The organism is Desulfovibrio sp., from assembly GCF_018379785.1.
GTDB lineage: Bacteria > Desulfobacterota > Desulfovibrionia > Desulfovibrionales > Desulfovibrionaceae > Desulfovibrio.
Genome location: NZ_JAGZUV010000012.1, coordinates 42,325 through 54,597, shown reverse-complemented (window position 1 = coordinate 54,597; position 12,273 = coordinate 42,325). Strand labels below are relative to the sequence as shown.

The 12,273-nt window shown below is 62.2% G+C and carries 13 protein-coding genes; 5 read left to right on the top strand and 8 right to left on the bottom strand.

Annotated features, from left to right (window positions below; all coding sequences use genetic code 11):
- Window positions 1–114 precede the first annotated feature (114 nt).
- From KH208_RS04150 to KH208_RS04130, 5 genes are all read right to left on the bottom strand, one after another.
- Window positions 115–1,422 carry a serine dehydratase subunit alpha family protein gene (locus KH208_RS04150; protein WP_291434082.1) on the bottom strand — a complete coding sequence of 436 codons (1,308 nt, stop codon included), beginning with the start codon at window positions 1,420–1,422 and terminating at the stop codon, window positions 115–117.
- 60 nt (window positions 1,423–1,482) lie between these two features.
- The gene (locus KH208_RS04145) at window positions 1,483–2,466 is read right to left on the bottom strand and encodes a tripartite tricarboxylate transporter substrate binding protein (RefSeq protein WP_291434080.1); all 984 of its coding nucleotides are present in this window, start codon (window positions 2,464–2,466) and stop codon (window positions 1,483–1,485) included.
- A gap of 24 nt (window positions 2,467–2,490) precedes the next feature.
- On the bottom strand, window positions 2,491–3,984 hold the full coding sequence (locus KH208_RS04140) for a tripartite tricarboxylate transporter permease (protein WP_291434078.1): 1,494 nt from the start codon (window positions 3,982–3,984) through the stop codon (window positions 2,491–2,493).
- 15 nt (window positions 3,985–3,999) lie between these two features.
- Window positions 4,000–4,485, bottom strand: coding sequence for a tripartite tricarboxylate transporter TctB family protein (locus KH208_RS04135; RefSeq protein ID WP_291434077.1), 486 nt, complete (start codon window positions 4,483–4,485; stop codon window positions 4,000–4,002).
- A 74-nt stretch (window positions 4,486–4,559) separates the two neighbouring features.
- Window positions 4,560–5,033, bottom strand: a complete 474-nt coding sequence (locus KH208_RS04130) for an L-2-amino-thiazoline-4-carboxylic acid hydrolase (protein ID WP_291434075.1) — start codon at window positions 5,031–5,033, stop codon at window positions 4,560–4,562.
- Window positions 5,034–5,388: 355 nt separating this feature from the next.
- On the opposite strand from KH208_RS04130, the gene KH208_RS04125 reads away from it, so the two are divergent.
- Entirely contained in the window at window positions 5,389–6,357 is a 969-nt protein-coding gene (locus tag KH208_RS04125) for a sigma 54-interacting transcriptional regulator (protein WP_291434073.1), read from the top strand.
- Between the two features lie 152 nt (window positions 6,358–6,509).
- Here KH208_RS04125 and KH208_RS04120 read toward each other — a convergent pair whose 3' ends face one another.
- A complete protein-coding gene (locus KH208_RS04120) occupies window positions 6,510–7,436 on the bottom strand; it encodes a phosphoglycerate dehydrogenase (RefSeq protein WP_291434072.1) in 927 nt (308 codons plus the stop codon).
- Window positions 7,437–7,649: 213 nt separating this feature from the next.
- On the opposite strand from KH208_RS04120, the gene KH208_RS04115 reads away from it, so the two are divergent.
- A complete protein-coding gene (locus KH208_RS04115; protein WP_291434071.1) occupies window positions 7,650–9,158 on the top strand; it encodes a DUF1538 domain-containing protein in 1,509 nt (502 codons plus the stop codon).
- Window positions 9,155–9,862, top strand: a complete 708-nt coding sequence (locus KH208_RS04110; protein WP_291434070.1) for a P-II family nitrogen regulator — start codon at window positions 9,155–9,157, stop codon at window positions 9,860–9,862. Before KH208_RS04115 ends, KH208_RS04110 begins: the two co-directional genes overlap by 4 nt.
- 96 nt (window positions 9,863–9,958) lie before the next feature.
- Here the strand turns inward: KH208_RS04110 and KH208_RS04105 are convergent, their stop codons facing one another.
- Window positions 9,959–10,144, bottom strand: a complete 186-nt coding sequence (locus KH208_RS04105) for a hypothetical protein (RefSeq protein ID WP_291434069.1) — start codon at window positions 10,142–10,144, stop codon at window positions 9,959–9,961.
- 210 nt (window positions 10,145–10,354) lie between these two features.
- Between KH208_RS04105 and epsC the strand changes: the two genes are divergently transcribed.
- Together epsC and KH208_RS04095 are read left to right on the top strand one after the other, a co-directional pair.
- Window positions 10,355–11,272: a serine O-acetyltransferase EpsC gene (epsC, locus tag KH208_RS04100; protein ID WP_291434068.1), complete on the top strand. Its 918-nt coding sequence runs from the start codon at window positions 10,355–10,357 to the stop codon at window positions 11,270–11,272.
- Window positions 11,265–11,408 carry a hypothetical protein gene (locus KH208_RS04095; RefSeq protein ID WP_291434066.1) on the top strand — a complete coding sequence of 48 codons (144 nt, stop codon included), beginning with the start codon at window positions 11,265–11,267 and terminating at the stop codon, window positions 11,406–11,408. The genes epsC and KH208_RS04095 overlap by 8 nt, the downstream gene beginning before the upstream one ends.
- Window positions 11,409–11,632: 224 nt before the next feature.
- Here the strand turns inward: KH208_RS04095 and KH208_RS04090 are convergent, their stop codons facing one another.
- Window positions 11,633–12,136: a periplasmic heavy metal sensor gene (locus KH208_RS04090; RefSeq protein WP_291434064.1), complete on the bottom strand. Its 504-nt coding sequence runs from the start codon at window positions 12,134–12,136 to the stop codon at window positions 11,633–11,635.
- Window positions 12,137–12,273: the final 137 nt, after the last annotated feature.

Here is a 12,273-nt window from a genome sequence, read left to right as displayed (position 1 = left end):
TTGAACAAAGTGAAAGCCGGCGCCTTTAGACGCTGGCCGGTAACAAGCCCTTATAGGGCTGGAGCAAACCACCCGCTATGCGGGTGGTTTTGATTTCCGCCATGTCCGGAACGCCTACAGGGCGGCGGCCCTCGGAGCGTCGGCCAGCATGACGTTGATGACCGTTTTATCGACCGAGCACATGCCCTGCGTGCTGATGGTGCCGAGATTCTGGATGGTCGTTTCCGGGCGGATCGAGACAATGCCCTGCCCGTGGCCGATATGGATGTTCTGGCTGGCCAGAAGGGCGCAGAGCACGGCTTCGGAAGCCGCTGTGGCCAGTTTGAAAGCGCAGCCGCCCTTGGCTCCGTCGCAGAGCATGCCGGCCAGGGTGCCGCTCATGGAATTGATGACCCCGGCCAGTTGGCTGTCGTCGCAGCCGAGAAGCCAGGCCACGGAAACCGCCGCGCCGACGCCGGCCGCAATGGCGCAGCCGCACACCGGGGACAGGGGGCCCGAGAACTCCTTGATGGCGATGGTCACCAGATGGCTCAGGGCCAGCGCGCGGATCAGCTTTTCTTCGTCCAGATCCTTTTCGCGACAGACGATATAGGGCGGCAAAATGGCCGTAATGCCGTGATTGCCGCTGCCCGCGCTGGACATGACCGGCATTTTGAGCCCGGCCATGCGCGCGTCCGCCGCCGCCGCCGCGTACATGCGGACCTTGTTGACCATATTTTCCTCTATGACGCCCTCGTCCATCAGGCGGCGCAGAGCCGCGCCCAGGCCCAGGCCGGGCATCTGTTCCAGACCTGCCTGGGCCATGCGGTAGTTCATGGGCACCCCGGCGATAAGGAAGGCGATCTCTTCCAGCGGCAGGGCCTCGACCTCCTGCCGCAGTTCCTGGATGGTCATGTCCTTGAGAATGGGCGTGACGGCGCTTTTCTTCCCGTCCTCCGTTGCGGCCGGGGCGGCTTCCTCCACGGTTTTTCCGTCGCGTTCCACCAGAACTATATTGGTGTGGCCCCCGATGATGACGGCCCGGCCCGTGCCCTGCGCGCCGGTGACCACGGCTTCGATGAAGAAATTTTCCTCCGCGTCGCAAAGGCCCACCTGAATGGGAACGGCATCCAGAAGCCCGTGGGCCCGGTTTACGGCGTCCCCGTTCACATCGGCGAAGACTTCCAGGCCTTTGCGCCAGTCGCCGCAGGCAAGGGCCAGAGCCACGGCGAATTCTATGCCGTATTCACTGGTTCCCGGTATGCCCACGCCGCGCGCGTTTTTGAAGATGTTGCCGCTCAGGCGCACCCGGACGTCCCTGATGTCCCCGCGGCTTTCCTCCCGGGCGCGCGACACGGCCAGGGCGATGGCCGCCGGTTCCGTGCAGCCCAGGGCCGGTTTGACGTTACGCTTGAGCAAAGAAACGAGATGGTCGCGATACATGTTTTTTCCTTTCAGAGCGGACGCCTGTAACGGAGATGCCGGAGCAGGCCATCCGCGCGGTTATTGAGCGCCTTTTTCTTCCTTGTACTGGCGGATCGGAGCGGCGAAGAAGTCGCTGTACTGCTTGAGCACCTTGCCGAATTCCGCGCCCGGCAAATAGCTGGGACGGATATAGACCTGTTGCAGTTTGGCCTGCACGCCGGGATCGGCCAGGGCTTCCTTGAACAATTCCTGGAGGCGTTCCACGCGGTCGGCGGGAATGCGCCTGGGTCCCACGATGCCGTATACCGAGTCGAAAACCAGATTTTTGTCCACCTGTTCCACAAAGGTGGGCGCATCCGGGTAGTAGGCGTCGCGTTTGGCGCTGGAAACCGCGATGACTCGGATGGCGTCCTTGTGCGGCAGGAAGTTGGCCACCGGCGTATAGGCCACGCTGATGTGCCCGCCCAGCAGGGCCGTCACCAGTTCGCCGCCGCCGTTGTAGGCGACGTAGGGTACGTTGGAGCCGGGGAAATGCTTCATGAGCTGCATGTGAAAAAAGCGCTGCGCCGTGAGCGCGCCGGGGCTGCCGAGACTGTATTTGTCAGGCGCGGCCTTGGCTTTTTCCATAAGGTCGGCAAGTGAGGTGATGCCCGATGCGGGCAGCACGCCCCAGCCCATGGTGAACTCGGAAATCTGCGCGATGGGGGTGAAGCTCTCGTAGGTGAAGCCGCACGGCTTGACCTGCGGCACCACGGTCAGCACGTTGGCCGAGGTCAGGCTGATGGTGTAGCCGTCGGGCCGGGCGCGCGACAGCTCCACCATGGCGGGAATGCCGCTGCCTCCGGCCTTGCTGGTGACCAGCAGGGTGATGCCGTGCTTGTTTTGCAGGTATTCGCCGAGGATGCGGGCCAGCGTGTCGGGGGCGTTGCCCGCGCCGAAAGGCATGATCAGCGTAATGGGGCGGTCGGGAAAGGTTTCCGCCGTTGCGGGCGCGGCCATACAGCACAGGGCCAGCAGGCAAGCGGCGGCTGTCGCCAAACGTCTTTTGACTGTCTCAAACATGCTTGTTCTCCTTACGGTTGCAGGCTATCCCGCCGGTGTGGCGGGTTTGCGGCGCAGTTCGTCCCAGGCCGCCTTGAGGATGATCAGAAGGCTGACGGCCAGGATGGTGCAGGCAATGGGGCTGGTTACAAAAATACTCAGATCGTTGCGGGAGATAGAGAGCGTGCGCCGGAAATTGGATTCGGCAATGGGTCCCAGAATCAGCGCCAGCAGCAAGGGCGGCTGCGGAAAGCCCCCCTTGATCATCAAATAGCCGAGCAGGCCGAATCCGGCCATAATCCACAGGTCAAAGCTGGAATTGTTGGTGGCGTAACTGCCGACGGCGCAGAGCACCAGGACAATGGGCATGAGAATGGGGGTGGGCACATGGACTATTTTGCCCGCCACGCGCACGGCCAGCAGGCCGATGACCAGCATGGCCGCCTGGGCCACGAAGAAGCTCGCGAAAATGCCGCTGACCACCGTGCTGTGCTCGCTGAACAGCAGCGGACCGGGGGCCAGGCCCTGAATCATGAGCGCGCCCAGCAAAATGGCCGTCAGCACGTCCCCCGGCACTCCCAGAACCATCATGGGAATGAGCGCCCCGCCCGTGACGGCGTTGTTGGAACTTTCCGTGGCGGCAATGCCCTCAAGGGTGCCCGTGCCGAAGGCTTCCGGCGTGGCCGAGTGCCGCTTGGCTTCGCTGTAGGCGATGAAACAGGCCGCGCTGGCTCCTGTGGCCGGAATGATGCCGATGATCGTGCCGATGACCGAGGAACGCAGCAGATTGAATTTCTGGACCAGCAGCTCCTTGAGCGCCAGGCCCTTGTTGGAAAGACGGCCGTATTTCACTATGCCGAACTGGCCGCGAAAGACGTCTTCTAGGGAAAGCATGACCTGCGACACGGCAAACAGGCCCACCAGCGCCGGCACCAGGGGAATGCCGCTGAACAGGTCCGGCATATTGAAGGTATTCCGAAAATCCCCTGAAACCTGGTCAATGCCGATGGAGGAAAGAAAAAGTCCGAAAAAGGCGGCCGCAAGGCCTTTGATAATGTTGCCGGAAGAAAATGTCGCGACCACCGTAAGGGCGAACACGGCCAGGGCAAAGTATTCGGGCGCGCCGAAGCGCATGGCCGCCATGGCCAGCAGCGGGGCGCAGGTCACCAGGGCGACGCCGCTGAAGGTGCCGCCGAGAAAGGAGGCCCAGGTCGCCATGTCCAGGGCTTTGAGCGACTGCCCTTTTGCTGTGAGTTTGGGGCCTTCCAGGATGGTCGCGGCGGCGGCCACGGTGCCGGGGGTGCCCACCAGAATGGCCGAGATGCAGCCTCCGTAAATGGCGCCGCAATACATGCCCAGCAGCAGGGAGAAGGCCTCCACCGTGGGCATGCCGAAAGAAAGCGGTATGAGCAGCGCGACGCCCATGGCCGCCGTCAGGCCCGGTAATGATCCGAAAATGATGCCCAGAGCCACGCCCGAGCAGTTGGCGAGAAGCGCCGCCGGCGTCAGGGCCTGTTGCAGTCCCGCGAAGATATCCATTATGCCGGTCTCCTGTTAGGGCAAGAGAATTTGAAAAAAGCCGCCGAAGGCCAGCACGAGAATGCCGGTGGTTCCCACGGCGACGCAGATGATTTCCATGGGCTTGCGCCTGCCGAGCACGGGCAGGGCCACAAGCAGGAAAAGCAGGGTGGCAACGATGAACCCGCCGTTATGGGGCATGCCGAGCCAGGTCAGACCGCTGATCAGGTCGCCGAGCCAGACCATGGCGGCCATGTAGCAGACCCAGAACACATAGAATGCGAGAACTTTGGGGTCGAGATTGAACGACCGCGAGGCCTTGTCCGCATGACGACGCGCAATCCCCGTTATGACGAGAAGAATGCCGCATAGCGTCGTCGCGCCGAGCGTGATATAGGGCAGGGTGGAGGGACCGGCCCACTCCCCGGCGGACGGGGGCGGCAGCTGGCTGGTGCTCAGGGCGCCCACGGCGCAGAAAAGCAGGATGACGATCCCGGAAATGACGTCCTTATGGATTCTCATGGTCTCCTTCCCCCGGAAGTCTCAGGCTCTTTTTCTGCCGGGGCCTCCCGGCGGAGGCCCCGGCTCATGACGGATTAGGGCCGGGCTTTTTTCCACAAGCGGACGCGGCAAAAGCTGTCGCCCTTGCCGAGCCGTTCGACGATATCGCACGGGATGTCGTGCTCGGCGGCGCGGTTGCGGTCCAGCTCCATGGCGATATCGCAATACAGGTCCTGCTTTTCAGGGGAAAGTCCCATGGCTTTCCACTCTTCCAGCAGGGGACAGTAATGCATGCGCATTTCGCTGTACTCGTCGTTCTTGGTGATTTCCGTTTCAAAAACGCCGCCCATGTCGCGGTAGTGGATGTCCACCCATTCGTCGGGCGTTATTTTGTGTCCGTCGCGTTCCGCACGGATACAGCCGTAGCTGGTGATGGCCTTTCTCGCAGCGGCTTCGGCCTTGTCGGAAGGCAGAATCTTTTCCAGTTCGCCGCACAGGCAGGCCATTACACGGGCGCGGTCGCGCATTGCGCCGCGAACACGCTGTGTGACTTCTTTATTCCACTCCATACAGGCTTCTCCTTGTATAAGGACTAGTAGTCAAGCATGCTTTATGTATTTTGCTATAAAGAAAAAACACCATAGCCGCAGCATATGCTGTCCAGTGTATAATCAAATATTGTGCCAAAAATGTTCTCAAGAGATAACATGCTATTTTTTAAGTCTTTTTCTTGATAGCGGCGCATAACGGCCATGGGCAGTGAAGCGATTTTTTTCACATTTTTTAAAATTTTATTCTCATTTTTCTTAAATAAAGTTTATTTCTGAAAAAGCTATTGATTTTTTAAGATAAAAGTATTTAAAAAAATAAAAAATTTCTCAATATAAATTGCGAATGATAAAAATCGAGCGGGAGAAGGCGGACATGTCTTTCGTCAACGGAAATATGCAGTTGGTGGGGCAAAGCCCGGCTATTTGCCGATTGCGCGAACAGATCGGCAAAGTCGCCGCCATGGACGCCGTCGTCCTTGTGCAGGGCGAGTCCGGCACGGGCAAGGAACTGGTGGCGCGAGCCATTCATATGCAAAGCCCGCGTCAGCAGAAGGCGTTCGTGGCCATCAACTGCGGGGCCATTCCCGAGTCGCTGACGGAAAGCATTCTTTTCGGTTACGAGGGCGGGGCTTTTTCCGGAGCTCACAGCGCCGGTCAGACCGGTCTGCTGGAAAAGGCCAACGGCGGCACCCTGTTTCTGGACGAGGCGGGCGAAATGCCGCCCAGCCTGCAGGCCAAGATGTTGCGGACCTTGCAGAATTATAAAATCCGCCGTGTGGGAGGCAGCCAGGTCTGCCAGCTGGATGTGCGGATAGTCGCCGCCAGCAACCGGAACCTGCGCGACGCGGTCAAATCCGGGCGTTTCCGCGAAGATCTTTTTTACCGGCTGGACGTCATTCCGCTGATTGTCCCGCCCTTGCGCGAACGACAGGGGGACATACGCCTTCTGGTGGAGTTTTTTCTCGAGTCTTACAGTGCCGCGAGGGGGGTCCGTTACGAAATCTCCTCCGGCCTGCTCAAGAAGTTCGAGGCCTATGCATGGCCCGGCAATGTGCGCGAACTGAAAAATTTTGTGGAGTACGGCATCTGCTTCAGCGAAGACGGTCGGCTCACCAAAAAACTGCTGGAGCCGCGCTTTGCCCTGGTCGGTGCTTCGGAATGTCCCGGCGCGCGGGTCGTGCGCCGCCGGAAGCCTGCCTTTGACGCGACGCAACTGGAAACGCTGCTGCGCCGTTACGGCCGCAGTACGGAAGGCAAAAAAGCCGCGGCCCGCCAGATGGGCATCAGCCTGGCCACGCTGTACCGTCACCTCAGGCGGGATCAGGAGGACGGCGCACGGTAGGGCGGGCGAAGCTGTTTATGGTAACGGCTGCGGAAAGTCCGCGCAGAGCGTTTGGATATTTTCAATAGCAAACGCTCTGAAAACAGTGAAGGCCGGTTCCCCCGCATCCTGTCGGGAAAACCGGCCCTTTCCGCATGAACGGGAAAACGCGCTCAGCGCAGAGCCAGATCACGCAGCAGATTCGCCACGGCCATCCGGCCCATCTGTTCGGTGGCCCCGGCCGTGGACGAGGAGCAGTGCGAACCCATGACCAGATTGTCCAGCGCGTACCAGGCCGGATTTGCCGGGGGTTCCTGCTCAAAGACATCCAGGCCCGCGCCGTGGATACGGCCTTCCCGCAGGGCGGCCAGCAGGGCGTCCTCGTCGATGAGGCCGCCGCGCGCCGTATTGATCAGCACGGCTGTTTTTTTCATGGCGGCCAGGCGTTGGGCATTGATCAGATTACGGGTTTCGTCCGTAAGCAGCGTGTGCAGGGTGATGAAGTCGGCCTCGCGGCAGATGCGGTCCACATCGGCGCGCTCAATGCCCGCCTCCTGGGCGTAGGCTTCGTCCCAGGCGATATCGTGGGCCAGGATTTTCATGTCGAAACCGCGCGCCCGACGGGCCACGCATTTGCCGATGGCCCCCAGGCCCACAATGCCCAGGGTCTTGCCGTAGAGGTCGATGCCGGTGATCTTGCTCCAGTCCTTTTCCCGGCAGCGCCGGTCGATGAGCGCCGCCTTGCGGGCCACGGTGAGCATCAGGGTCAGGGCGTAGTCGGCCACGGCGTTGCTGTTGGCCCCCACAGTGCGCGAGACGGCGATGCCCCGCGCCTTGCAGGCCTCCAGATCAATATTGTCCAGACCCACGCCGTATTTGGCGATGGCCCGCAGTTTGGGCGCGGCGGCCAGCACCGAGGCGTTCATGGGGTCCACGCCCAGGATGACGCCCTCGCACGGGGCCAGCTTCTCCTTGACGGCTTCCTCGGAGAGGATGCCGCCCGTGTCGTTGCGGATGACTTCCAGCCCGGCGTCGCGCAGGATGTCGAAAAGTTCGGGATTGTTTTTGCCGAAGGAACGGGGCGTAACAAGAATCTTCACAGGACGCGCTCCTCTCGAGTTGTGTGCGTGAAATTGGGGATAGCGCCCGGCGCGGGCGTTTTTAATGAGGCCCGACCCTAACCCAAGGGCCGGATTTGTCAATGCGTCCGCCGTTGCGCGCCGCCGGGCCGCCTTGACTATCCGCATCCGGTTTAGTAGTGCATTATATCGTAGGATAGGGAATAATTACGCTTTTACGGATCGGGAGTCCGCGTGGTTCTGCTGGAAAAAATCAAGGAGTCGGCCATTTCCGTCATTCCGGTGATGCTGGTGGTCTGCCTGCTGCACTTCACGGCGGCCCCACTGGGCGACGCCCTGGCGGAATTTCTGGTGGGCGGCGTGCTGCTGATCCTCGGCTTGAGCGTTTTTTTGCTGGGCGCGGACATCGGCGTGCTGCCCGTGGGGCAGAAGGCGGGTTCGGCCCTGACTTCCCGCCGCAATCTGCCGCTCCTGCTGGGCGCGGGTTTTGTGATCGGCTTCTTCATCACCGTGGCCGAGCCGGACGTGCACGTGCTGGCCCAGCAGGTGAGCGCCGTGGACCCCGGCCTGTCCCGGCCCCTGCTGGTGCTCATGATCGCCATGGGCGTGGGCCTGTTCGTGGCCATCGCCCTGGGCCGGATCATCCTGCAGGTATCGCTCCGGTTGCTGCTGCTGCTTTTTTACCTGCTGCTGTTCGGCTGCGCGGCTCTGACCAGCCCCGCCTTTCTCGGCGTGGCCTTTGACGCGGGCGGCGCCACCACCGGGCCCATGACCGTGCCCTTCATCATGGCGCTGGGCGTGGGCGTGGCCGCCGTGCGCGGGGGACGCGGCAAGGACGACAGCTTCGGCCTCATCGGCCTGGCCTCCATCGGGCCGGTGCTTTCCGTGCTGATTCTGGGCATGCTGCACCACGGCCGCACCGGCGACGTGCCTGAAGTCATTGAGGCGCAGGCTTCCACCCTGCTGGGGCATTTTCTGGCCCTGGTGCCGGAAGTGGCCGGAGAGGTGGGCATGGCTCTGGGGCCGCTGGTGGGGCTGTTCGTGATCTTCAGGATGTTTCTGCTGCGCCTCACGCGTTACCAGACCATCCGCATGGCCGTGGGCCTGGTCTATACTTTTCTGGGCCTGGTCTGCTTTTTTGTGGGAGTCAAGGGCGGCTTTATTCCGGCCGGGCGGGAGCTGGGGGGGATTCTGGCCCAGCATGACTTCCGTTATTTCCTGATTCTGGCGGGCGTGGTCCTGGGGGCGCTGGCCGTCTGCGCCGAGCCCGCCGTCTGGGTGCTCAACGCCCAGGTGGAGGAAGTCTCCGGCGGGCATATCAAGCGCACGGTCATGCTGGTTTCGCTGTGCATCGGCGTGGCGGCGGCCGTGGGCATGGCCATGCTGCGGGTGGTGACGGGCATGAGCATCTGGTGGTTCCTGATCTCCGGCTATGTGCTGGCGCTGGGCCTGACCCTGTTCTGCCCGCGCATGTTCACGGCCATTGCCTTCGACTCGGGCGGCGTGGCCTCCGGACCCATGGCGTCCACCTTCATTCTGGCCTTTACCCTGGGAGCTTCCCACAGCCTGGGCGGCAACCCCATTACCGACGCGTTCGGCGTCATCGCCATGATCGCCATGACGCCTCTGATCACCATTCAGATTTTGGGCATTCTTGTGGATCGCCGGGAAAAGGCGGCCGCCCGGCGCCGGAACGCCTTGCGCGAACCGGCTTCCCGTGCCGCCGGGGAAGGGCGGTCATGAGCCTGTTGGCGACGATCTACGCGCCCGGCAAGCTCCTGGTGAGCATTGTGGGCAGGAATCAGGGCGATTGGGTGGTGGAGGCCGCCAAAAAGGCGGGCGCGCGCGGCGGCACGGTGCTGCTCGGACGCGGCACGGCGGAAAGCCGCATTCTGCGGCTGCTCTGCCTGGGCGATACGGAAAAGGACCTGGTGCTCACCCTGGCCCCGGCCGGGGAAATGCCCGCCATCATCAACGGCCTGCGCGACGGGAGCCACATGGCCGGGAAAGTGCCGGGCGTGGCCTTCGTGATCGACGTGTCGGGCATTCTGCGGCATATTCTGTCCGCGCCCGGCGCGGCCTCTCAACCTTCCCATACGGCAACAGGTGAAAGCATGAACGCACAGGCAAGCCATCAACTGATCTGCGTCATCGTCAACGCGGGCTATGCCGACGACGTGATGAACGCGGCGCGCACGGCGGGGGCCACGGGCGGCACGGTCATCAACGCGCGCGGCACGGGCCGGGAAGAGGACGTGAAATTTTTCGGCATCACGCTTGTGCCGGAAAAGGAATTGCTGCTTATTCTGGCGGAACAGGCGGCGGCTCCGGACATTCTTGAGGCCATCCGACGGACGCCCTGTCTGAATGAGCCCGGCATCGGCATTGCCTTCTGCATGGCGGTGGAGAGCTTTTTCCCCCTGGGCCGCGCCGGGGCGCCGGACTGAACGGCGTCGTATCCACGGCGCGCAATGAAGCGCGGCCCGGAAAGCCGAAGCCCCGGGCCGTGCCGGATCATGCCGAACCGGGCCAGTCGCGCCGGTTCAGGCCTCGAGATTCAGCTTGGAGCCGATGCCCTCGGCGGCCAGGCCGTCGATGCGGGCCATGTTCTGCTGCATCTCCTGGCCCTTGTCGAGGCTGCCGTTGATCACGGCCGACGCCATGGTGGCCTGAAAGTTCAGGGCATCCTTGGTGACGGCCACGCTCATGCCCATCTGCACGTCTTCCATTGCACACTCCTTGCGCCGTAAGCGCGGCGCTGCTGATAGTCTTCAACACATCTATCGGCCGGAATACGCATGCCTTGAGGGTGCGTGCCCGGCTTTTTTACCGGCTGTTTTCAAACCCCGACCGGATGTGTTTGCCCCGTTCGCCCGGCAAAAGCCGTTGCGGGCAGGCGGCGGGGCGTGTATAATAGGAAAAACAACAGGATATCGCCCATGAGCACTCTGCATGACGACACGGCCGTGACCATGCCGGAACTGGATTCGGTGGTGGAGCGTCTCTGCCACTCCTCGTCCCTGGACGCCGTCTGGCACCGCCCGGCCCAGGGTGCGGCCATGCCTTCGCTGGACGCCTTGAAGGAAATCATGGAGCGTCTGCGCGCGGCCGTCTTTCCGGGCTATTTCGGCTCGACCAGAATCCGGCGCGAGTCCATGCGCTACCATCTTGCGGCCAATCTGGACTCCATTTACCATAAGTTGAGCGAGCAGGTTCTGCGCGGCTTCTGTTTTTCCTGCGAGGGACGGCATGCGGTCACGCCCTGTGAGGCCTGCGAGAGCGAAGGCACGGCGGCGGCCTTGGAATTCATGGATCGCTTGCCCGAAATCCGCCGTCTGCTGGCCGGGGATGCCCAGGCCGCCTATGAGGGCGACCCGGCGGCCACCAGTCCCGGCGAAACCATTTTCTGCTATCCGTCCATGCACGCCATGTTCCACCACCGCATCGCCCATGAGCTGTATACACTCAAGGTGCCGGTGATCCCGCGCATCATTTCCGAAATGGCCCATTCGCGCACGGGCATTGACATTCACCCGGGCGCGACCATCGGCGAGGATTTCTTCATTGACCACGGCACCGGCGTGGTCATCGGCGAAACCTGTATCCTGGGGCGCAACTGCCGCCTGTACCAGGGCGTGACCCTGGGGGCCCTGTCCTTTCCCAAAAATCCCGACGGCACGCTGACCAAGGGCATTCCCCGGCATCCGGTGCTGGAGGACAACGTCACGGTCTATGCCGGGGCCACTATCCTGGGCCGGGTCACCATCGGCGCCGGCGCGGTTATCGGCGGCAATGTCTGGATTACCAGCGACGTGCCCGCCGGAGCCAGGATTTCCCAGGAGAAGCCGCGTGCATAAGAAAACGATTGCCCGCCGCCTGTTCGCCTTGGGACTTTGCCTGATGTTTCTGGCCCTGGCTGCCTGCGCCGGCCGGAATGTCGAGGTGCGTCCCAAAGGGGAGGCGGTTGTGGGTGTCGGCGTGGGCAGCCGTTAGAGCATTTCAGACTTGATCCGCCCTGGGAGCTGTTTTCAGAGCATTCTTTTCCCTTGTCCGCGTCTGCGCCGTTTCACGGCAACAGTTTCCGGCAGCGGGTGCTTGGAAACAGTGCGTATTCCGGGTCTGCCTGTTGTTGTGCGGGCGCGGTCCGGAAATGAAAAGGGCGGGGATTCCCCGCCCTTTTCATTTCCGAGATGTCGCGGCGCGCCGCGTACAGGGTCTTATCTCCAGCAGCCGCCGCGGCCGCCGTGCCCGTAACCGTGGCCCGAACCGTAGCCGCCGTGGTGCATGCCGGGGCCGTAGCCGTTGCCCATGCCGTCACGATGCCCCATCCCGTAACCGTGACCCATGCCGTAGCCACCCATGGGCAGGCCTTCCTTGTCGAGCTGCGCCCGGAGGTCGGCGCGGTCGGAGCGCATCTTGCCTTCAAGTTCGCCGATTTCCCGGGACAGGCTTTCAATCTTGCCCTTGTCGGGCGATACGCTGCTCATCTGGGCGTCCAGTTCGGCGCGTTTAGTGATCAGGGATTGCCGGACGGCGTCCATTTTTTCATAGTGATTGCTGAAAATCTGTTGTGCCTTGGCCTCCTGTTCCTGCGACAGCGGGGCATCGTAGCCCGGTCCGCCGTTGCTGTAGCCGCGGGCCTGGCTGAGACCGGCAAAGCCCAGAACCAGCATCGCCGCGAGGGCCAGAGACGTCATGCGCAGAGTGGTAGCCTTTTTCATTGTGTCCTCCCGAAGGGGTTGTGTGCGGAACCATTGCGGTCTGCACGGGTGTCAGTATGTTATGATGTCGCCTTTGCGTTTCAGACGAGCTGGCCTGTATATAGCAAGGCGCGTGCCATTATATATAATTATTTGAA